A 21,650-nucleotide genomic window follows, 5' to 3' on the forward strand; every position below is an offset into this window, starting at 1 on the left:
CCCCACAGGTCATGTCTGAGAACGTGCAGCTGCCGGCCCTCGGCGAATCCGTCACCGAAGGCACTGTCACCCGCTGGCTCAAGGCTGTCGGCGACGAGGTCGCCGTCGACGAGCCGCTGCTCGAGGTGTCGACCGACAAGGTCGACACCGAGATCCCGTCGCCCGTCGCGGGCGTCCTCGAGCAGATCCTCGTCCAGGAGGACGACACCGTGGAGGTCGGCGCCACCCTCGCCGTCATCGGCGACGGCTCCGGTTCCGGCGCCGCGCCCGCCGCTCCGGAGGCCGAGCAGGCAGCCGCTGAGGCTCCTGCTCCCGAGCCGGAGGCGGCCGAGCCCGTCGAGGCCGCGCCCGCCGCAGAGTCCCCTGCCGCAGAGTCCCCTGCCGCCGAGTCCCCCGCGCCCGCCCCCGCTGCGCCTGCCGAGGCTCCTGCCCCGGCCGGTGGCGGTACCGAGGTCCCGCTGCCCGCCCTGGGCGAGTCGGTGACCGAGGGCACCGTCACGCGCTGGCTCAAGGAGGTCGGCGACGAGGTCGCCGTCGACGAGCCGCTCCTCGAGGTGTCGACCGACAAGGTCGACACCGAGATCCCGTCGCCGGTCGCCGGAACCCTCCAGGAGATCCTGGTCAAGGAGGACGAGACCGTCGAGGTCGGCGCCGTGCTGGCGCTCGTCGGTTCGGGTGCTGCCGCTCCGGCAGCCGCCCCGGCACCCGAGGCCCCCGCACCTGCGGAGACCGCAGCTCCGAAGGCCGAGACTCCGGCACCCGAGCCCGTGGGCCCGCCCACCCCGGCGCCGGCGCCCGAGGCGTCCCCGGCACCTGCTCCGGCTGCCGCTCCGGCACCCGCCGCACCGGCACCCGCAGCGCCGGCTCCCGCTGCACCCGCGCCGGCAGCCACGCCCGCCGCTTCGGCGTCGGCAGGTCGCACCATCGGCTCGTACCTGACCCCGCTCGTGCGCAAGCTCGCCGCGGAGAAGGGCGTCGACGTCGCCGAGGTGACGGGTACCGGCGTCGGTGGCCGGATCCGCAAGGAGGACGTGCTCGCGGCCGCCGAGGCCAAGGCGGCGCCCGCACCGGCTCCGGCCGCAGCAGCTCCCGCGGCGGCCAAGGCGCCGTCGGCCCCGGCCAAGCTCGAGGTGTCGCCGCTGCGCGGCACCACCGAGAAGATGTCGCGGCTGCGCAAGATCGTCGCCCAGCGGATGCTCGAGGCGGTGCAGTCGCAGGCTCAGCTGACCACGGTCATGGAGGTCGACGTCACCCGCGTCGCGCAGCTCCGGGCCAAGGCAAAGGAGTCGTTCGCCGCGCGCGAGGGCGCCAAGCTCACGTTCCTGCCGTTCTTCACGCAGGCCGCTGTCGAGGCGCTCAAGGCGTACCCGAAGATCAACGCGACGATCGACACCGAGAAGGGTGAGATCACCTACCACGCCTCGGAGAACGTCGGAATCGCCGTCGACACCGAGCGTGGCCTCGTGGTCCCGGTCATCAAGAACGCGGGCGACCTGAACCTGGCCGGCATCGCCCGGCAGATCCAGGACCTGGGTGCCCGCACCAGGGCGAACAAGGTGACGCCGGACGAGCTGTCCGGCGGCACGTTCAACATCACCAACACGGGTTCGGGCGGGTCGCTCATCGACACCCCGATCGTCCCGCTGGGCCACGCCGCGATCCTGGGCACCGGCACCATCACGAAGCGTCCGGTCGTCGTGACGGACCCGGACGGCAACGAGAGCATCGCGGTGCGCTCGATGTCGTACATCTTCCTGTCCTACGACCACCGCCTGGTCGACGGCGCGGATGCCGCCCGCTTCCTGACGGCGATCAAGAACCGGATCGAGGAGGGCGCGTTCGAGTCGGAGGTCGGTCTCTGACGCGGATGTCCGCCTCGCGTAGGTAGCGTCACGTAGGTGGCTGTGGCCGGTTCCGGGTTCGGGACCGGCCACAACTGTCTGTCGGCGTCGGCCCGGTGGGTCCGACACCGCCCCGGCCGGCAGCGCGCGAGCCCGGGCACCCCCGGCAGGTTAGATTCACCGCATGGATGTGGTGGTTGCCGGCTCACACGGTCTGATCGGTTCCGCGCTGGTCGCCGACCTCGTCGCGCGTGGGGACAGCGTCCGCCGGCTGGTGCGCCGCGGCGCCGAGCCATCAGACGGCGGCGGACCACCTGGTAGGCGACCCGGCGGCCACGGCGTCACGGCCCCGGGCCGCGACGCCACCTCCGAGGGCAGGGGCGCCCTCGTCCGCGACGTGTGGTGGGACCCGCGGACCGGCGAGCTCGACCCGGCAGCCCTGGAGGGCGCGGACGCCGTCGTGAACCTGGCCGGCGCCGGGATCGGCGACCATCGCTGGACCCCTGCCTACAAGCAGACGCTCCTCGGCTCACGCACCACCACGACGAGCCTCCTCGCCCGCACGATCGCCCGCCTGGACACTCAGCCCGTGCTGGTGAACAGCTCCGCGATCGGCGCGTACGGCAGCCGCGGCGACGAGGTCCTGACCGAGGCGTCAGCACGCGGGGACGACTTCCTCGCCGGACTCGTCAAGGCGTGGGAGAACGCCACCTCGCCGGCCGCAGAGGCCGGGGCACGTGTGGTCTGGCTACGCAGCGGTGTGGTGCTCGCGCCGTCGGGTGGCGCGCTCGGCAAGTTGCTGCCGATCCTGCGGCTCGGGGTCGGCGGCCCGCTGGGCAGTGGCCGGCAGTGGTGGAGCTGGATCACCCTGACCGACGAGGTCGCGGCCATCCGCCACGTCATCGGCGCGGACGTGCGCGGGCCGGTCAACGCCGTCGCACCGGAGCCCACCACGAACCGGGCGCTCACCCACGCGCTCGCCCAGGCCCTGCACCGCCCGGCGATGCTTCCCGTGCCCCGGTTCGCGCTGCGGATCGCTCTCGGCCAGTTCGCCGACGACCTCGTCGCCTCCCAGCGGGTCGTGCCCGGCGTGCTGACCAGGACGAACTTCACCTGGACGCACACGGATCTTCAGGACACGGCCCGCTGGGTGGTGGAGGCGAACGAGGTCAGCGCACCTCGCTGACGCGCCAGCCGCCCGGGGTCCACACGAGGGTCAGGTCCGCCGATTCCTTCGAGGCGGGGACCGACGTCTCGCCGGTGTCGGACACCTGCTTGTGCGCGGTGATCGTGTAGTCGATCCGGACCACCGCCTCGATCGACACCTTCTTGGCCGCCTGCTTGCCGTTGGCGGCGCCGGACGTCTCGGAGGTCTCGGTACGCGATGCGGTGGTCGCGTTCTGGAGGGCCGATGCCGCGCCGGGGCCGAGCGTCACGACCTCTGTCTTCTGCACCACTGCGGACGCACCGACCACCTGCGCGCCGGTCTGGTTGAGCTCCTCGAGAATCTGCTTGTCCGCCACGTAGGCGGGCGAGCCCTCGACGTTGACCGTACCGATGTCGGACACGGCGCCCGCCAGCAGTGCCAGCCGGCGAGACGTGAGCTCGACGGCGGCACCCGCCGGGTCCTTGGCGTTGGCGACCGGGTTGACCCCGACCGCGAGCGACGACGACGCCCCCGACGGAGACGGCACGGCGACCGCCGGCTCCTCGCCGCCGAAGACCTCGGGGGCGGCCATGGTTCCCGCCGTGATGCCCGCGATGACGCCCGCCGCGATCATGCCCGTCGCGACGACGGACACCACGGTGGTCCGCGGCTGGCGGCCCGTCCCCGCTGCACCCGCCGCGCCGGACCGGCCCGTGAGCGGCATCGTCGCCCGACGCCGCGCCGTGGCCGCCCAGGCCTTGCCGTCCACTGCCGCGATGGAGCCGGTCAGCGTCTTCGCCGCTGAGCGCCAGGCGGAGGGCGTGCTCGCGCCGAGCGGAACGTGGCCCGCGATGGGCACCGGACCGCTGAGCGCCGCCGAGACCAGCGCCGATCCCTCGGGGAGGCGAACCGGCTCCGGCTTCACGGCCTCGTCGGCGAGCGCCGCGAGCGTGCCGGGCTCCGGCCGGTCGCGGGGGTCCTCGGCGCGGGCGCGGGCCAGTACGGCGCGCAGTGCCTCGTCGGCGTCCGAGTCCAGGCTCGGGCCGGGGAACCCGAGCACCGACTCCACGAGCGTCGCGAGGGACGTGACGTCGACCGGGTCGTCGCTGTGGTCGGGGAGCGTCACGCGGGGACGGAGCATCGCGCTGCCGTCCGAGCGGAGCAGCACGTCCGTCGGCCGGACCCCGCCGTGGACGAGGCCCACGCTGTGGAGGGCCGCGAGCGCCTGTGCGATCGCGACGGTGATGCCGGCGCCTTCCGCGGCGGTCAGGGGGCCCCGCGATCCGACGGCGGTGGGCAGATCGACAGCTCCGGTACGCGACAGCCGTACGTCCAGGTTGTCCGGACCGTTCGGGGAGATGGCGATGAGCGGCACCAGGTGGGGGTGGTCCAGTGTCGCGAGAGTGTCTAGACGGCGCACCAGGAGGGCGCGAGCTGCGGCCTCGGTGGGGACGGCCACGCGGACCAGTTCCGCGGATTCGATGTAGTGCACCCATTCATGAGAACCCTGCTCCTCGAAGCCCGCCCTTTATCCACAGGATTTGCCGAATGCGACGCCCTGTGGGTGAAGTGCCCGAGCGCAGATCCGTCCCGACGGTGGTAATAGCGGCTCATACGTCGATGAGTCGCCCCTCCTTCGCGGACCGTCGGGCGGCGTCCAGCACCTCGGCGGTCCGGACGGCGTCCGCGGGGTCGACCGGGACCTCTGCCTCGCCGGCGAGCCAGTCGGCGACCGCCGTGTAGAAGTCGGCGTGCCCGCCGCGCGGCTGTGCCACCGCCGTCCGCTCGCGGCCGCGCACGAGCCAGCCGTGGGTGCCCTCCGGCTGCTCGCCGTCGAGCACGTCGAAGGGCGACGCGTCGCCCTCGAACGAGTTGACGAGGTAGGCGCCGCCGTCTCCGAGCACGCGGGTGCGCGGCCCCGGCGCCCCGACGAGGGAGCCGGCCCAGAGCCGGGAGACCACGCCCTTGGCCGGCGGTTCGGCGCCGAACAGGACGTCGGCGCCGGCGGCGCGCCCGGGGACGACGCCGGGCCGGCTACCGGGCGCCGCGTGGTGCAGCACGAGGAACACGTCGTCCTCGGTGGGGGTCGAGAGCGCGCGCGTCTCCGCGTACACCGCCACGACGGGTCCGAACAGCTGGGTCGCCGAGTCCACGAGGTGCGGTCCGAGGTCGAGCAGGAGCCCGCCGCCCACTGCGTCGTTCTCCTTCCACCGCTGCTGCGGTTTGGGTCGCCACCGCTCCCAGTGCCGCTCGAAGGTGTGCACCTTGCCGAGGTCGCCGCGGTTGAGCAGGGCCGCGAGGGTGAGCTGCTCGGGGTCCCAGCGCCGGTTGTGGAAGACGGTGAACGGGGTGCCCGACGACGATGCCGCGCTCACCACTCGCCGTGCCTCCGCCGCCGTGGTGGCGATCGGCTTGTCCAGCACGAAGGGCTTGCCTGCGACGGACACGGCGTTGGCGTGCTCGGCGTGCAGGGACGAGGGGCTGGCGATGACCACCAGGTCGTAGAGTCCTGGCTCGAGGAGCATCGACGGGAGGTCGTTGAACAGGCGTGCGCCCGGCCAGTCACCGGCCGCCTGGACGCGCCGTCCGGAGTCCCGGGCGACGACGGCTGTCACCGTCATTCCCGCTGCTCGCGCCAGGCGGGCGTGGATTTGCCTGCCCGCACCCCCGTAGCCGACAATCCCGATCCGAAGAGCCATGGCCCCATGGTGCCCCGCGGGGCGCGCCAACGCGAGATCACTGGTCAGCGGGTTAACCGCCGTAACCCAACTCTGGCAGACTGGGGCAAGAGGTACTTTTCGCACGTTCTTAGCGTGTCCGGCCAAGTGTGTCCGGACTACAACGGCCGACAGAATGAGGGGCTCGTGTCCGCCACAGCCAAGAAGTCCAGCCAGACCCGCAAGACGCTCCAGCTCGTGCTCGTCGCGGTCGCGGCACTGGTGCTCGCGGGCAACTTCATCCTCAAGTCGCTGGGCGACGACGTGGCCCCCGCAGAAGGTGCCGAGGGATCGGCCCTCGCGACCCTCGACTCGCTCACGGTGCAGGACGCCGCCACCAAGGACGGCTACGACCGCGAGGCGGACTTCGGCAGCGCCTGGCAGGACGCCGACGACAACGGCTGCGACACCCGGAACGACATGCTCCAGCGCGACCTCGAGGACATCGAGCTGTCCTCCGGCGACACGTGCGAGGTGGCGTCAGGAACCCTCGACGACCCGTACACGGGCGAGACCATCGCGTTCGTCCGCGGGGAGAACTCCAGCGACGTGCAGATCGACCACGTGGTCGCGCTGATGAACGCCTGGACCACCGGCGCGGCGGACTGGGACAGGGACAAGCGCGTCCAGATCGCCAACGACCCCCTCAACCTCGTGGCCTCCGACGGCCCGGCCAACATGGGCAAGGGCGCGAAGGACGCGGCCGAGTGGCTGCCCGACAACCAGGCGTACCGCTGCGAGTACGTCGCCCGGCAGATCGCGGTCAAGGCCAAGTACGAGCTGTGGATCACGCCCGCCGAGCGTGACGCCATGGAGGACGTCCTGACGAGCTGCCCTGCGGAACCGCTCCCGGCCCCCTGACCCCGGCGTCGGTGATGGCGGGCGGTCAGAGCCCGGTGTCGAGCGGCGTAGCGGACGTAGGGTGGCTGGCATGGACATCCGCCACCTCACCGGGCACATCGGGTACCACGAGGGCTGGGACCTGCAGCGCAGCACACACGAGTCCGTCCGTTCCGAGGACCTGGCCGACACGGTCTTCTTCCTCGAGCACGCCTCGGTCTACACGGCGGGCGCTCGCACGCACCGCGACGAGTACCCCACCGACGGCACCGAGGTCATCAAGGTCGACCGCGGCGGCAAGATCACCTGGCACGGGCCGGGCCAGATCGTGGCCTACCCGATCATCAGGCTGGCCAAGCCGTTCGACGTCGTCGAGTACGTCCGCACGCTGGAGCAGGCGGTGATGGACGTGTGCACGGCTTTCGGCGTCGAGACCATGCGCGTCGAGGGCCGCTCCGGCGTGTGGCTCGCCGCGGACTCCCCCGACGTGCCGGAACCGCGGCTGGAGCGCAAGGTCTGCGCCATCGGGGCTCGCGTGGCCAAGGGCGTCACCATGCACGGCCTCGCCCTGAACTGCGACGCCGACCTGACCGCGTTCGACCGCATCGTGCCCTGCGGCATCCCCGCTGAGGACGCCGACGTCACGTCCCTCAGCGCGGAGCTCGGCCGGAAGGTCACCGTCGACGACGTGCGGCCGCTCCTGGAGGCGGCCCTGATCGCACGCCTCTCGCCGCTCCTGGCCCGCAGCACGGACGCGCCCGCCGCCTCGGCCGCCGCGCAGACCACCACGGTGGTCGCCGCGCCGTCCGACACTGTTCCCGCCACCGCGTGACGAACGCCACTGCCTACCGGTGAGACCTCCGCTCGACGCCGAGCACCCGAGGCATAGGCTGGGTGAACCCGCTGACCTGGGAGGGGAACTGCGTGACCATCGCACCTGAAGGCCGACGTATGTTGCGCATCGAAGCGCGCAACTCGGCCACGCCCATCGAGAAGAAGCCCGAGTGGATCAAGACCCGGGCGGTGATGGGCCCCGAATACCGCGACATGAAATCGCTCGTCAAGGGCGAGGGCCTGCACACGGTGTGCGAGGAGGCCGGCTGTCCCAACATCTTCGAGTGTTGGGAGGACCGCGAGGCCACCTTCCTCATCGGCGGTGACCAGTGCACGCGCCGCTGCGACTTCTGTCAGATCGACACCGGCAAGCCCGCCGACTTCGACAAGGACGAGCCGCGCCGCGTCGCGGAGTCCGTGCGGACCATGGGCCTGAAGTACTCGACGGTCACGGGCGTCGCCCGCGACGACCTGGCCGACGGCGGAGCCTGGCTCTACGCCGAGACGGTCCGGCAGATCCACGCGCTGAACCCTGGCACGGGCGTCGAGCTGCTGATCCCCGACTTCAACGCCATCCCCGAGCTGCTCGACGCCGTCAACGAGTCGCGTCCCGAGGTGCTCGCGCACAACGTCGAGACGGTGCCGCGCATCTTCAAGCAGATCCGGCCCGCGTTCACCTACGAGCGGTCGCTGTCCGTGATCACCCGTGCGCAGGACGCCGGCCTGGTCACGAAGTCCAACCTGATCCTCGGCATGGGCGAGACCATCGACGAGGTCAAGCAGGCCCTCCAGGACCTGCACGACGCTGGTTGCGACCTCATCACGATCACGCAGTACCTGCGGCCCTCGCTGCGCCACCACCCCGTGGACCGCTGGGTGCGGCCCGAGGAGTTCGTGGAGCTGTCCGAGACGGCGGAGGAGATCGGCTTCCTCGGCGTCATGGCTGGGCCGCTGGTGCGTTCGTCGTACCGCGCGGGCCGCCTGTGGGGCCAGGCGATGACGAAGTACGGCCGTCCCATCCCCGAGGCGCTGTCGCACCTCGCACAGCCGACCACCTCCCGTCAGGAGGCGGCGAGCCTGCTGGCTCGCTGATCCGGCACCCAGTCCGCTCGCAGCACACTAGAATTGACGACCATGGCCCGAACCTCGTCCGGGGGCGACGCGCGCAACGATGTAGCAGCGTCTGCCGCCAAGCAGAAGAAGCCCAAGAAGCGCCGCTGGTATCACCAGCTGTGGGACGTCTACAAGATGACCCGCAAGCAGAACCCGCTCGTCACGTGGTGGATGCTCGCCGCGTTCGTCGGGGTCGTCGCGGTAGCGCTGCTCATCGGCGTCCTGGCGGGCCCGTGGGTCTACGCACTGGTCATCGGCGTGCCGTTCGGCGTGCTCGCGGCCATGTTCGTGCTGTCGCGCAGCGCGGAGACGGCGGCCTACACGCAGATCGCCGGGCAGCCCGGTGCCGCACGTGCCGCGCTCGGCACCGTCCGCGGGGGCTGGACCTTCGAGGACGAGCCCGTGGCGGTCGACGCCCGCAACCAGGACTTCGTGTTCCGGGGCGTCGGCAAGGCCGGTGTGGTGCTCGTCTCCGAAGGGCCGCCCCACCGGGTCGGCCGGCTGCTCGAGCAGGAGCGCAAGAAGGTCAGCCGCATCCTGTCCAACGTGCCGGTCACGCTGATCCAGTGCGGCGACGGCGAGGGCCAGGTGCCGCTCACCAAGGTGGCGCGCTCGGTCTCACGGCTCAAGTCGACCCTGACCCGGGCCGAGGTCTCCGAGGTCGCCAAGCGCCTCAAGGCCATCGGTGGCGTCAAGCTGCCGATTCCCAAGGGCATCGACCCGACCCGCGCCCGCCCCGACCGCAAGGGCATGCGCGGCCGCTGACCTGCCATCGACGCCGTCCGGCAACTGCCGGCCGACCATGGCAAAGAGGGCGCCTTGCCCGCTGAAGGCGCCCTCTTTGCCTGTCTTCATCCGTCCGGTGGACGGACGCCGCCCGGCGGGTTGATGTGACTTCTGGCACTCTGTGGCAGCGCTGGAGGAGCCGCTACCAGCGCATCTCCCCGGGATGACGCGGCCGAGAGACCCGAGAAACATCCCGGCAACAACCGGTAACCAAAGAGAAACCACCTGCCCATAGGTTCATGGCGATCCCAAGCGACCGTGCCCCAGCTCGTCACGGCACGGTCCCGACGGACTCCCCCTGAACTTATCGAGCGAGCAAGGAGCGCAGATGTTCAAGAACGCCGAGGAGGCGATCGCCTTCACCCGCAACGAGGGGGTGGAGTTCGTCGACGTCCGGTTTATCGATCTGCCGGGCGTCACGCAGCACTTCAACATCCCGGTCGAGCAGTTCGACGAGGACGCCTTCAGCGAGGGCCTCATGTTCGACGGCTCGTCCATCCGCGGGTTCCAGGCGATCCACGAGTCCGACATGAAGCTCGTGCCGGACATCACGACGGCGTTCGTCGACCCGTTCCGCAAGGCCAAGACGCTGATCGTGAACTTCTCGATCGTGGACCCGTTCACGGGTGACGCCTACGCTCGCGACCCGCGCAACATCGCGGCCAAGGCCGAGGCCTACCTGAAGTCGACCGGCATCGCCGACACCGTCTTCTTCGGCGCCGAGGCTGAGTTCTACGTGTTCGACGACGTGCGCTTCAAGACGTCGCCGAACGAGAGCTTCTACTCCATCGACTCCGTCGAGGCCGCATGGAACACCGGCCGCGAGGAGGAGGGTGGCAACCTCGGGTACAAGACCCGCTACAAGGGCGGCTACTTCCCCACCTCGCCCAGCGACCGCTTCGCGGACCTGCGTGACGACATGGTCAAGGTCCTCGGCCAGGTCGGTCTCTCCGTCGAGCGCGCGCACCACGAGGTGGGCACCGCCGGCCAGCAGGAGATCAACTACAAGTTCAACTCCCTGCTGCACGCAGCGGACGACGTGATGAAGTTCAAGTACGTCATCAAGAACGTCGCGTTCGAGGCGGGCAAGTCGGCCACGTTCATGCCGAAGCCGGTCTTCGGTGACAACGGCTCGGGCATGCACTCGCACCAGTCGCTCTGGAAGAACGGCGAGCCGCTGTTCTACGACGAGAAGGGCTACGGCGGCCTGTCCGACCTCGCCCGCTGGTACATCGGCGGCCTGCTCAAGCACGCGCCGTCGCTGCTCGCGTTCACCAACCCGTCGGTGAACTCGTACCACCGCCTGGTGCCGGGCTTCGAGGCCCCCGTGAACCTCGTGTACTCGGCCCGCAACCGGTCCGCCTCGATCCGTATCCCGATCACGGGTACGTCCCCTAAGGCGAAGCGCATCGAGTTCCGCGCGCCGGACCCGTCGTCGAACCCGTACCTGGCGTTCTCGGCGATGCTGATGGCCGGCCTCGACGGCATCAAGAACCGCATCGAGCCGCCGGCCCCGGTCGACAAGGACCTGTACGAGCTTCCGCCCGAGGAGCACGCGCAGATCGCACAGGTGCCGACGTCGCTCGGCGGCGTGCTGGACGCCCTCGAGGCGGACCACGAGTACCTCACCGCCGGTGACGTGTTCACCGAGGACCTGATCGAGACCTGGATCGCGTACAAGCGCGAGAACGAGATCGACCCGATCCGTCTGCGGCCGCACCCGCACGAGTTCGAGCTCTACTACGACATCTGAGCCTGACCGGCCGGATTCCGGGCTTCCGGGGTCTTCTTCGACCCCTTAGCCACTGAAGAGTCCACGCGAGCCGCAGTCACCTCCCGGTGGCGGCCCGCGTGGACTCTTCTGCGTCCGGCGACAGGTACGTGCACGAGTCGAGCGTCGTCTTCGCGCTTACCTGTCCGGCCTCTGTCAGGGATTCCAGTAGACGGTGCTGAAGGTGCGGTCGAAGCGACGGGCCTCCAGGTCCGCCCGCTGGATTCCCCACTGCACGTCCGCGCCTTCCCGACCGCTGATGCTCGGGTTCCAGTGAGCCAGCAGAACCCAGTCCTCGACGGCGCCCGACACCGGCTCACCGCCGCCCCAGCGGCCCAGCCTCACCTCGCGAACCGCGCTGCTCGCGAGGCGTTCCAGGGGGTCCGGGTCGGAGTCCTCCTGGTCCGCGTACCCGCCGACCTGTAGATGCCCGCTCCGGTCGGCGGTGTCGCACCAGACAGCGACCAGCTCGTCAGCGTTCGGGAACCCGGGAAGCTGGTGGTACGGCAGGTCTGGTTCGGTCCTGGCCCTCAGCTCGCCCTGCGGGTACGAGTCGACGATCCGCTGGTAGTGGTCATCACCCGGGTAGCCGTTCCAGGTGTTCTTGTCGCGTTCCTCCACCGGTGTGCCGACCGGGACATAGATGGCCTGGCCGTAGTTCCCCTCGCCGTCCGGCTCATCGAGTGAGGCGAAGAGCAGCAGGAGTCCGTCGGACGGCAGAGGGAGGTCCGTCGCGTCCTTTGGCAGCGCGGCGAAGTCGACGGACGCGAGGTACGGGTACACAGGGTCCGGGACCTCGGCGGGCAGCAGCAGCGGCCCGCCGAACGCGCCGGCGACCGGCCCGTCTGCGCCACTTGTCAGGACCGCGCACGGCCGGACGTGACCGATCCACCGGTCCACCTCGTCGGCCGGTAGCGGGTCGATGTCCTCCCACGGGTACCCCTCCTCGACTGCCCGGGTACGAAAGGGAACCAGCATTTCTCGAAGTTCATCATCCGTCACCCGGCGACCCTAGTCCCGGCCACTGACAACCCGCACGGCCCCCGGCGTCCGACGGCGGAAGTACGCGACGGTCAGCACGGCGAGCAGCGGGCCCCAGGCCAGCAGCGGCACGTAGCAGACCAGCAGGACCGCCTTCTGCAGGGCCGTCGGGAACAAGGAGTCGAGCCCGCCACCGACCACCCGGCTCACCACGCCGACGACGGCGAACGTCCAGATCCCGGTGAGCGCGGTCGCTCCGACCGCGGCCGGGATGGTCGCCGCGAGCCGGTGGACCGGCCGTCCGCCGATGAGCGGCAGCCAGCCGGGCAGTTCCTCACCCCACCGCTGGACCAGGCCGAGGGACAGCATTGCCAGCACCTCCGCGACGAGCGAGAGCCCCACGATCTGGACCCGTTCGGAGAGCGGAAGCACGATCGCGGAGCTCACGACCGGCAGCCCCGCCACCAGAGCGATCCGCCACAGGCCGGACGGGAGCGTGATCAGAGCCAGGACGTGCGCCAGGCGCCGCGCGGAAGCGCTGACGCCCTGGGCAGGCCGGAGCAGAGAGTCTGTTGTGTAGGTCATGTCACCGATCGTGGTCGGCGCGAGCACCCGCCGGATCACCCGGCGATGGGAACCCCGCTCCCCCGATCGGGTGACCACCCCGACAAGGTCGGACGCCGGGTCCTTGGGTGGCCCGACACACGCGACCGCTGCACGATGCGGTGATGGCACCCTCCTCGACCCCGCACGCGGCACCCACCGTCCGGGTCCTCACCCTGAACGTCTTCGGCCCCGGCAATCCCGGCTGGGACCGCCGCCGTCCGTTGATCGGCGAGACGATCCGCACCCTCGACCCCGACATCGTCGCGCTCCAGGAGGTGCCGGTCGGCACGCCGGAGGTCCTGGACGGCCTGCTCGGGCCGGGCTACCACCTCGCCAGCTTCTCCCGCCCGTCCGACGACGGCATCGCAGGCACCCTCGCGACCCGCTGGCCGCACCGCGTGATCGCCGAGGTCGACCTGCGGGTCAGCGAGGCCAGCCGCAGCGTGCTGCCCTGGTGTGCCGCTGTCCTCGTCGAGCTCGGAACGCCCCTTGGCCCGATGGTCGTCGCGCATCACAAGCCGAGCTGGCCCCTCCCGTTCGAGCTGGAGCGGGAGCGGCAGGCAGTTCTGGTCGCACGGGCGATGGAGGACCACATCGGTGACCGGAGCCTCCATGCCCTGGTGATCGGTGACTTCGATGCCGCCCCTGACTCCGCCAGCATGCGGTTCTGGCGTGGCCGGAGCACCGCGGAGCAGCTGAGCGTCTGCTATCAGGACGCCTGGGAGTACGCCCACCCGGACGATCCGGGGCACACGTTCGAGCTGGCCAACCCCCTGGTCCGGGAGGGCGAGTTCACCACGGCGGTGTCCCGGAAGATCGACCACATCCTGGTCCGCAGCGGCCTGCGCGGCCCGACGCTGCTCGTCGCCGGCTGCCGGCGCGTGCTGGACCAGCCCGTCGACGGGGTGTGGGCCAGCGACCACTACGGCGTCCTCGCGGACCTCGTCGCACCTCCGGGCGGGAGCTGACCAGACACGGGCTGCCCCACCGGCCGCGTTCCTGGCAGCTACCGCATCGTCACCTGACGGCGCTCACGCCCTGGCCACCTCCCGCACCGGCTCGAACCGGTCGTGCTCCGTCTGGCACGCACCCTCACCGTGGGTCAACCCAGGCAGGTCGCGCTGGAGAGCGGCGACCCCCGCCGCCGGGATCTCGCCCCGTACGACGGCGACTCCCACGCCGTCGACACGGGACTCGAACGGCACGCCGCCCAGTCGTCCCACCAGCGAGGTCACCGGCCCGACGACGTCGTCAGGCGCCTCGATCACGAACCGGTGGACCGGTTCGCACACCACGGTGGCCGCTCGCCGGACGGCGGCGGCCAGCACGCGCGGTGTCAGCCCGCGGAAGTCGGCCCCGGTGCTGGACATCGCCTTGTTGAACTTCTGGTGCATGTGGCTCTGCCGCGGCGCGTAGCCCGAGTGGGTCATCACCACCCGGGCGTCCGGGATCGGCCACCGCACCGGCCCGCGGGCCAGCTCCCTGCGCACGGTGCCCTCGACGGCGTCGAAGAAGGCAGGCGGCATCGACCCTCGCTCGCACTCCAGCTCGAACGTCACGCCCGAGCCGGCCGGTGCGGGTTCGACCCGCAGCCCGATCGTGGCCAGGAACTCGTTGCCGTCCTGGCTCTTCACCTCGAGTGCGTGCCCGGTGCCGACGATCCGCTCCTGGCGCGCCGTGCGGACCTCCCCGAACCGTGCCTCGACCCCGTACTCCCGCTGGAGGACGGCGGCCAGCACCTCCCGCTGGACCTCGCCGTACAGCGAGACGGTGATCTCCTCGTCCCGCCGCCGCACCCGGATCAGGGGGTCCTGCTCGGCCAGCTCGGTGAGCGCCGCGTACAACCGCCCGCGGTCGGCCGGGCCGACGTCGACCACCGTCTCGTACGACGGCGGCGGGAACTGGCTCGCCCGCTCGTCCCCTGGCAGCGCCCGCCCGACGACGTCGCCGACCCGCGCCGTCGACAGCCCCTGCACGACAGCGATCTGCCCGGCCTCCGCCGTCGGGCGCTGTTCCAGCGACCCCCGGTGTGCGATGCGCAGACCTGTGACCCGCTCGGCCCGGCCATGGCCGAGGTCCACCGTGTCGCGGACCTGCAGGGCGCCCGACCGCATCCGCACGAACGCGCGCTTCCGGCCACCCGCCCTGTCGATGGCGAAGACGACGCCGGACCGGGCGTCCGCGCGCTCGTGAGCGTTCACCACCGGCAGGTAGGTCCCCAGGGCGGCGGCCAGCTCGGGCACACCGGCGCCCGTCGCCGCGGAGCCGAACAGCACGGGATGAGCGCTCCCCCGTCGTGACTCGTCCGCGAGCCAGGTGTGCAGGCCGTCGTCAGGGAGCGGCTCGACCCGGGCGTCGGGCACGCCGGCCGCGTGGACCCGCTGCACCGGGAGCACGTCGGGGCTGAGGCGTCGGGCGACGGCGTCGCCCACCGCGTGCGGGCGTGCCCCGCGGCGGTCGATCTTGTTCACGAACACGATCGTCGGCAGGCGCAGACGCTGCAGGGCGCGCATCAGCACGAGGGTCTGCGCCTGCACGCCCTCGACGGCGGACAGCACGAGCACCGCGCCGTCGAGCACGGCAAGGCTGCGGTCCACCTCGGCGATGAAGTCCGGGTGGCCGGGCGTGTCCAGCACGTTGACGGTGACGTCCCCGGCGGGGAAGGACGCCACGGACGCGCGGATGGTGATGCCACGCTCGCGCTCCAGCGCAAGCGTGTCGGTGGTGGTGTCGCCGCCGTCCACGGTGCCGGGGCGGTCGATCACGCCCGCGTGGTGCAGCAGGCGTTCGGTCAGGCTGGTCTTACCGGCATCGACATGGGCGACGATCCCGAGGTTGAGGTACGACAAAGGCTGTCACGTCCGAGGTGCGGAGGGTCAGGGCACGGGGCGTGACAGCTGTCATCGTCGGTTCCAATCGCTCGGGTCGGGTAGCGCACCACGATGCTCCGACGGGTGCGATCAGATCAACGGTATTTCCGCTCGGGTCACGGCCGGTCCTGCGGAAGACCGGTTCCGCTCGTACCTATGGGTACCCAGGGCAGTCCGCGCTACCGTGGCGGGAAGTCCGCTGGAGGGAATGCGCGGTGCGCACGCGTTCAGCGCGCGGGAGCTGCCCGGCGAGCACCGCAGCGAGCGCCAGCACGAGCCCAGCCACCTGGACGGCGGTCAGGGTCTCGCCGAGCACGCCGACGCCGATCCCAGCGGCCACCAGGGGCGCGAGCGGGCCGAGGAAGGCGACGGACGTGACGGGCAGTCGCCCGATCCCCCGGAACCAGAGCACGTATGCGATGAGGCCGCCCACCAGGCCGAGCCAGAGGTAGCCGAGGGCCGCCCTGCCGTCGACCGCGGGCGGCGCACCCTCGGCGAGGAGTGCGACCGGGACGAGGAAGAGCCCGCCCGCGGTGAGCTGCCAGCCGGCGGACGAGATCGGGCCCACCCCGTCGGGGCGCCCCCAGCGCTTGGTCAGGGCGACGCCGAGTGCCATGGAGACGGCACCGCCGAGCCCTGCGACGACGCCGACGACGTCGAGCCGCGCGTCCGGACCGAGCACGACGAGGCCGACGCCGACGACGCCGGCGGCTCCCCAGAGCAGCTTCCATGCTGACCAGCGTTCGCCGAGCACCGGCAGCGCGAGCAGGGCGACGACCACCGGCGTGATCGCGCCGAAGGTGGCCGCCACTCCGCCCGGCAGCCGCTCGGCGGCGATGAAGAGCATCGGGAAGAACAGGCCGATGTTGAGGATGCCGAGCACAGCGCTCTTCCACCACCAGGAGCCGCGGGGCAGCGCTCTGCCTGCCGCCGTGCCTGCCGCCGAGCGGGAGACCCTGCCGAGCACCGCGCCGATCGCGACGGCGACGAGGCCGGCGGGAAGCGCACGCACGAGGCCGGCGAAGAGCGGGTGCCCGGCGGGAAGCATCTCGGTGGTGACGAAGTAGGTGGTGCCCCAGACCATCGGGGCGAGTGCGGTCACGACCGTGAGCGCCGCGGTACGGCCCCGGCCAAGGCTCGGGAGGAGCGTCGTGGTGGTCATGGTGCCCAGTCTTGGGCCGATCCAGTCATGAGTCCAACACATCCTTTTCATGCCATCGATCGTGCTGCACGATTGATCGCATGGAGCTGCAACAGCTGCGCTACGTCGTGGCGGTCGCCGAGACGTCGAACTTCACCAGGGCAGCCGAACGCTGTCACGTGGTCCAGTCCGCCCTGAGCCACCAGATCAAGCGGCTCGAGCACGAGCTGGGTGCCCCGCTCTTCGCCCGCACGAGCCGCCAGGTCCGCCTGACACCGGCGGGCGAGGCGTTCCTCCCTGCCGCCCGGCAGGCTCTCGAGGCAGCCGAGCGCGCCGCGGCGGACGCGGCGGCGACGGTCGGCGAGGTACGAGGGCGGCTCAGCGTCGGCGTCATCCCGACGGTCGCAGCGGTCGACGTGCTCGCTGCCCTGCGTGGCCTGCGCAACCGCCACCCGCAGGTGCGTGTCTCGCTGCGCACCGGGCCGAGCGACGAGCTGACGGCGGGCGTGGCCGGCGGCCGGCTCGACGTGGCGTTCCTCGGCCTGCCGAGCACCGCACGGCCCACGGGCGTGTGCTGCCATGAGCTGGCCCGCGACCGCCTGGTCGCCGTGCTCGCCCCGGACCATCCGCTGGCGGGTGCCCACGACCTGGGTCTCGCGGACCTCGCGGCCGAGCCGTTCGTCGACTTCCCGTACGGGTCTGCCGGGCGGGCCCAGACCGATCAGGCCTTCGCGCGTTCCGGGCTCGGCCGGGACGTGGCCTTCGAGGTCACCGACGCGCATCTCATGGCACAGGTGATCCGCCACGGGCTTGCGATCGGGTTCCTGCCCTCTGCCTATCTCCGGCGGGCACCCGAGCTCGCCGGGCTGGCGGTCGTCACCGTGACGGACGCCCCGAGCCGCGTCGAGTACGTCGTCTGGAGCAAGCCGGGGCCCACGCCGGCGACGCGCGCGTTCCTGACGGCGATCGGGCTGCCGCCGGTCTCCGCATGACCTTCTACGGCACCACCTCGACGTCGGCCACGTCACCGAGCAGCTCGGCAAGACACGTGTCAGCGCGTCGGCGCGCGCCGGGCTGCGCGGGGTCACCGCCGGCGGGGCGCTAGCCTGCCTGCATGATCCTGTGGCTCAACGGACCGTTCGGCGGCGGCAAGACCACCACGGCGGCCGAGCTCGACGCCCTCCTGCCGGATGCGGTCGTGTTCGACCCGGAGAAGCTGGGCGAGGCGATCGTCCAGACCTTGAGCGGCATCGAACCGGTGTCCGACTTCCAGGACTGGCGCCCGTGGCGCGAGCTGGTCGTCGCGGCCCTGACCTCCCTGGACCGCCACACGAACCGCACCGTCGTGGCCCCGCAGACGGTGGTCGTCGAGCGGTACTGGGACGAGATCATGTCGGGCCTCGCCACGGCGGGCGTGGAGGTACGCGCCTTCACGCTGGACTCCACCCCCGCGGAGCACGAGCGCCGGATCGCCGGAGACACCGTCACCACTGCCACGATCGAGGAGATCAAGATCCACGACGAGGGCGTGGGCTGGCGGCGCCACCGAGCCCCCGACTACCGCGCGGCGCTCCCCTGGCTCAGCGAACGTACCGAGGTGATCGACACGACGCTGCTGCGCCCTGCCGAGGTCGCCAAGGAGATCGCTGCCCGCCTGGGTCACTCCGCGCCGTAGAACACCCGCTCCGTCACCGTGCGTGCCCGCCGGGCGAGCCGCAGGTACAGCTCCTCGAGCTCCGGCCCCGTGCCGACGTCCCCGAGCAGGCGCGCTATACCGGTCAGGGCATGGCTGTCGTGCGGCAGCATGTCGACGCCGGAGCCGGTGGTCCGGCCGGACCACAGCACGATCGCCGAGCGCAGCCGCGACGCGAGGCGCCAGGCCTCCAGGAGCACCTCGGCGTCGTCGTCGGTCAGGAGGTCGGCCTCCCGTGCCGCCTTCAGCGCGGCGACGGTGCCGGTGGTCCGCAGGCCCGGCACCGCGTACGCGTGCTGCAGCTGCAGCAGCTGGACGGTCCACTCGACGTCGGACACCCCGCCGCGGCCCAGCTTCAGGTGCCGCGCGGGGTCGGCGCCGCGCGGCAGCCGCTCCGACTCCACGCGGGCCTTGATACGCCGGACCTCGCGCAGGACCGCCGCGTCCGGCCCGCCCTCGGGGTAGCGCAGGGGGTCGATGAGCGCCGTGAACCGCGCGCCCAGCGACGCGCCACCTTCGGCACCGGGTCCCAGGTCGAGCTCACGGCCCAGGTCGGGCACGCCGCCGGCAGCCGCACCGGCCGCACCGCCGTCCGACAGCGAGGCCGCCACCGCGCCCTCCTCCGGGCCGCCTGCCGCGACCACGCTCAGCGTGCCGGAGAGAGCGCGCGCCCGCAGGAGGGCCTGCGCCTCCCAGGGGGAGGACCAGCGGCTGTAGTACTCCACATAGGACTTGAAGGACCGCACGAGAGGCCCGTTGCGGCCCTCGGGCCGCAGGTCGGCGTCCACGGGCAGGCCGGGCTCGGGCCCGACGGCGGAGAGGATGCGCCGCAGGTCCTTCGCCACGGTCAGGGCGTAGTCGTTGGCCTCCTTGTCGCCCGCGCCGCCCACCGCCTCGTACACGAACATGACGTCGGCGTCCGAGCCGTACCCGAGCTCCTGACCGCCGAGGCGGCCCATCGCGACGATCAGCAGGCGCGCGGGCTCGTCCCCGCGGGCGACCCGCCGCTCGGCGCGCGCCTCGTGCTCCGCGATCCGCAGCCCACCGGCCAGGACGACGTCGGCGGCGTCCGAGATGGCCTTCGCCGCCGAGACCGGCCCCAGGGCGCCCAGCACCTCGGCGACTCCGGTACGAGCCAGCTCACGCCGCCGCAGCGCACGGAGCGCGACGGTGGCACCGTCCACCTCCTGCGCCCGGCCGAGCAGCGCGTCGGCCTCCGCCGCCAGCCGCCGTACCCCGCGCGGCGCGAGCGAGTCGGACTCCGCGAGCCAGCGCACGGACTCGGGCGACCGCCCGATGGCGTCGGCGAGGTACCGCGACGAGGAGAGCACCTGCGCCAGCCGCGACGCTGCCTCGGCGGAGTCGCGCAGCAGCCTCAGGTACCAGTGCGTGGAGCCGAGCGTGTCCGACAGCTTCCGGAACGCGAGCAGGCCCTCGTCCGGGTCGGCGCCCTCGGCGAACCAGCCCAGCAGCACCGGCAGCAGCTGACGCTGGATCGCCGCACGCCGCGAGACGCCGTCGGTCAGGGCCTGGACGTGGCGCATGGCGCCCGCCGGGTCGCGGTAGCCGATCGCGGCGAACCGGGCCATCGCGGCCCGCGGCGCCAGCGACGCCTCGCCGGTCGACAGGAGGGCCGTCGCAGGAAGGAGCGGTCGGTAGTAGACGGCCTCGTGCAGGTCGCGCACCTCGCGGCGGACCGACCGCCACGTCTTGACGAGATCGTCCGCGCCACCACGGCCCAGGCCGCGGGCGATCCGCCGCAGCTCGGCCTCGGCGGTCGGCATCAGGTGCGTACGACGCAGCCGGAAGAGCTGGATCCGGTGCTCCAGGGCGCGCAGGAACCGGTAGCACTCCCCCATCCGGCGGGCGTGCTCACGTCCGACGTAGCCCCCGCGCGAGAGGGCCGCCAGCGCGTCCAGCGTGGTCCGCGACCGGATGTCCTCGTCCGCGCGCCCGTGCACGAGCTGCAGCAGCTGCACGGTGAACTCGACGTCGCGCAGGCCGCCCTTGCCGAGCTTGACCTGGCGGTCGGCCTCGGCCACCGGCACGTTGTCCTCGACGCGCTTGCGCATGGCGCGGGCGTCCTCGACGAAGTTGGGCCGCTCGACGGCCTGCCACACCAGCGGCCCGACGGCGGCCCCGTACTCCTCCCCCAGCGCGAGGTCGCCCGCGACGGGGCGTGCCTTGAGCAGCGCCTGGAACTCCCACGTCACCGCCCACCGCTCGTAGTACGCGAGGTGGCTGGCCAGCGTCCGCACGAGCGGGCCCTGCTTGCCCTCCGGCCGGAGCGACGCGTCGACCTGCCAGAGCGCCGGCTCCGCCGAGGGGCCGGAGCACACCTGCGCGAGCCGGCCCGCCAGCCGTGTCGCGACCCGCAGGGCGTGGTCCTCGTCGCACGCCGGTGCGCCGTCGGGCAGCAGGCCGGGCTCGGCGACGTAGATGACGTCGACGTCCGAGATGTAGTTCAGCTCCCGCCCGCCGGTCTTGCCCATGCCGACGACCGCCAGGCGCACGCCGACGGCGTGGTCGTCCTCGTCCGCCCTGGCGACGGCCAGCGCGCCCTCGAGCGCGGCCGCCGCCAGGTCCGCGAGCGCGGCGGCGACCGCAGGCAGCACCACCGTCGGGTCGGATGCGGTCACGTCGGTGGCCGCGATCCGCAGCAGCCGGGCCCGGTACGCGCGGCGCAGCCGGTCGGTGTACGACGGCGGAGCGTTCTCGGCTACCGCCGCCCGGTCGGCCGGGACGTGGGTGCCTGCGACCGGCTCGCCGGCCTCCGGGTCCGCGTCGACGGCCCGGAGCAGCTCGGCGCGGACCGCCTCTGCCGGCACGTCGGTACCCGAGGCGCCGTCACAGATCAGGTCGAGCAGGGCGGGATGGCGGACGAGCTCGTCGCCGAGCGCGGAGGACGAGCCCAGCACGCGCAGCAGCCGGTCGCGCGCGGACGGCCGGGGCGGTTCGTCGTCCGAGTCGCCACGGGGTTCGGCGGGCTCGCCCTCCGTGACGGCGAGGACCGGGCGCAGCCGGTCCGGCGCCGCCGCGGCGAGGCGGACGAGCTGCAGGAGCGCGAGGTCCGGGTCGGCGACTGCGGTGAGCGACCGCAGCAGTGCCGTGTCGGCCGGGTCGAGGGCGACCGCGCCACGGTGCGGCCCTGACGCGGGGTCCGCGCCTCGGGCCCCTCTCGGCCGGGTGTCCAGGACCGACATCAGGTCCGGGTCCCGCCACAGAGCGGCCGACCGGGTGAGGTCGGCGAAACCGGCCCGGATCAGATGGGTCGTCAGGGTCTCGGGTCGGCGGCTCTGCACCCCCTGAC

Annotated in this window: 17 protein-coding genes; 10 read left to right on the forward strand and 7 right to left on the reverse strand. The window is 72.2% G+C overall.

The window, feature by feature from the left end; all coding sequences use genetic code 11:
* Nucleotides 1-11 precede the first annotated feature (11 nt).
* Complete coding sequence (gene sucB / locus ACFS27_RS02050) at nt 12-1,862, forward strand: 2-oxoglutarate dehydrogenase, E2 component, dihydrolipoamide succinyltransferase (RefSeq protein ID WP_377179840.1); 1,851 nt, start codon at nt 12-14, stop codon at nt 1,860-1,862.
* A 163-nt stretch (nt 1,863-2,025) separates the two neighbouring features.
* Nucleotides 2,026-3,027 (forward strand): TIGR01777 family oxidoreductase, encoded by a 1,002-nt coding sequence (locus tag ACFS27_RS02055; protein WP_377179842.1) that lies wholly within the window; start codon nt 2,026-2,028, stop codon nt 3,025-3,027.
* On the opposite strand, the gene ACFS27_RS02060 is transcribed toward ACFS27_RS02055, so the two are convergent.
* Both ACFS27_RS02060 and ACFS27_RS02065 read right to left on the reverse strand, forming a co-directional pair.
* The gene (locus ACFS27_RS02060; protein ID WP_377179844.1) at nt 3,011-4,480 is read right to left on the reverse strand and encodes a hypothetical protein; all 1,470 of its coding nucleotides are present in this window, start codon (nt 4,478-4,480) and stop codon (nt 3,011-3,013) included. The two genes, ACFS27_RS02055 and ACFS27_RS02060, sit on opposite strands and share 17 nt — an antisense overlap.
* 118 nt (nt 4,481-4,598) lie before the next feature.
* Nucleotides 4,599-5,687 carry a Gfo/Idh/MocA family oxidoreductase gene (locus ACFS27_RS02065; protein WP_377179846.1) on the reverse strand — a complete coding sequence of 363 codons (1,089 nt, stop codon included), beginning with the start codon at nt 5,685-5,687 and terminating at the stop codon, nt 4,599-4,601.
* Nucleotides 5,688-5,852: 165 nt separating this feature from the next.
* On the opposite strand from ACFS27_RS02065, the gene ACFS27_RS02070 reads away from it, so the two are divergent.
* From ACFS27_RS02070 to glnA, 5 genes are all read left to right on the forward strand, one after another.
* Complete coding sequence (locus ACFS27_RS02070; RefSeq protein ID WP_377179847.1) at nt 5,853-6,566, forward strand: HNH endonuclease family protein; 714 nt, start codon at nt 5,853-5,855, stop codon at nt 6,564-6,566.
* A 70-nt stretch (nt 6,567-6,636) separates the two neighbouring features.
* Complete coding sequence (gene lipB / locus ACFS27_RS02075) at nt 6,637-7,377, forward strand: lipoyl(octanoyl) transferase LipB (RefSeq protein ID WP_377179849.1); 741 nt, start codon at nt 6,637-6,639, stop codon at nt 7,375-7,377.
* Nucleotides 7,378-7,469: 92 nt separating this feature from the next.
* Nucleotides 7,470-8,471 carry a lipoyl synthase gene (gene lipA / locus ACFS27_RS02080; protein WP_377179851.1) on the forward strand — a complete coding sequence of 334 codons (1,002 nt, stop codon included), beginning with the start codon at nt 7,470-7,472 and terminating at the stop codon, nt 8,469-8,471.
* A gap of 42 nt (nt 8,472-8,513) precedes the next feature.
* Complete coding sequence (locus ACFS27_RS02085; RefSeq protein ID WP_377179853.1) at nt 8,514-9,257, forward strand: DUF4191 domain-containing protein; 744 nt, start codon at nt 8,514-8,516, stop codon at nt 9,255-9,257.
* Between the two features lie 349 nt (nt 9,258-9,606).
* Nucleotides 9,607-11,031: a type I glutamate--ammonia ligase gene (gene glnA / locus ACFS27_RS02090; protein ID WP_377179855.1), complete on the forward strand. Its 1,425-nt coding sequence runs from the start codon at nt 9,607-9,609 to the stop codon at nt 11,029-11,031.
* Between the two features lie 174 nt (nt 11,032-11,205).
* Here the strand turns inward: glnA and ACFS27_RS02095 are convergent, their stop codons facing one another.
* Nucleotides 11,206-12,027 carry a DUF1963 domain-containing protein gene (locus ACFS27_RS02095; protein WP_377179857.1) on the reverse strand — a complete coding sequence of 274 codons (822 nt, stop codon included), beginning with the start codon at nt 12,025-12,027 and terminating at the stop codon, nt 11,206-11,208.
* A gap of 33 nt (nt 12,028-12,060) precedes the next feature.
* Nucleotides 12,061-12,615 carry a hypothetical protein gene (locus tag ACFS27_RS02100; RefSeq protein ID WP_377179859.1) on the reverse strand — a complete coding sequence of 185 codons (555 nt, stop codon included), beginning with the start codon at nt 12,613-12,615 and terminating at the stop codon, nt 12,061-12,063.
* 143 nt (nt 12,616-12,758) lie between these two features.
* Between ACFS27_RS02100 and ACFS27_RS02105 the strand changes: the two genes are divergently transcribed.
* Nucleotides 12,759-13,604, forward strand: a complete 846-nt coding sequence (locus ACFS27_RS02105; protein WP_377179861.1) for an endonuclease/exonuclease/phosphatase family protein — start codon at nt 12,759-12,761, stop codon at nt 13,602-13,604.
* A 63-nt stretch (nt 13,605-13,667) separates the two neighbouring features.
* Here the strand turns inward: ACFS27_RS02105 and ACFS27_RS02110 are convergent, their stop codons facing one another.
* Entirely contained in the window at nt 13,668-15,485 is a 1,818-nt protein-coding gene (locus ACFS27_RS02110) for a GTP-binding protein (RefSeq protein ID WP_377179863.1), read from the reverse strand.
* 175 nt (nt 15,486-15,660) lie between these two features.
* Nucleotides 15,661-16,668 (reverse strand): EamA family transporter, encoded by a 1,008-nt coding sequence (locus ACFS27_RS02115; RefSeq protein WP_377179865.1) that lies wholly within the window; start codon nt 16,666-16,668, stop codon nt 15,661-15,663.
* Nucleotides 16,669-16,748: 80 nt separating this feature from the next.
* On the opposite strand from ACFS27_RS02115, the gene ACFS27_RS02120 reads away from it, so the two are divergent.
* Together ACFS27_RS02120 and ACFS27_RS02125 are read left to right on the forward strand one after the other, a co-directional pair.
* Nucleotides 16,749-17,639 carry a LysR family transcriptional regulator gene (locus tag ACFS27_RS02120; protein WP_377179867.1) on the forward strand — a complete coding sequence of 297 codons (891 nt, stop codon included), beginning with the start codon at nt 16,749-16,751 and terminating at the stop codon, nt 17,637-17,639.
* 122 nt (nt 17,640-17,761) lie between these two features.
* Nucleotides 17,762-18,322 (forward strand): AAA family ATPase, encoded by a 561-nt coding sequence (locus ACFS27_RS02125; RefSeq protein ID WP_377179869.1) that lies wholly within the window; start codon nt 17,762-17,764, stop codon nt 18,320-18,322.
* Here ACFS27_RS02125 and ACFS27_RS02130 read toward each other — a convergent pair.
* Entirely contained in the window at nt 18,307-21,642 is a 3,336-nt protein-coding gene (locus ACFS27_RS02130) for a bifunctional [glutamine synthetase] adenylyltransferase/[glutamine synthetase]-adenylyl-L-tyrosine phosphorylase (RefSeq protein ID WP_377179871.1), read from the reverse strand. The genes ACFS27_RS02125 and ACFS27_RS02130 overlap by 16 nt on opposite strands.
* Nucleotides 21,643-21,650 lie beyond the last annotated feature (8 nt).

The sequence above is a fragment of the Promicromonospora vindobonensis genome (assembly GCF_042685865.1).
Classification (GTDB): Bacteria; Actinomycetota; Actinomycetes; order Actinomycetales; family Cellulomonadaceae; genus Promicromonospora; species Promicromonospora vindobonensis.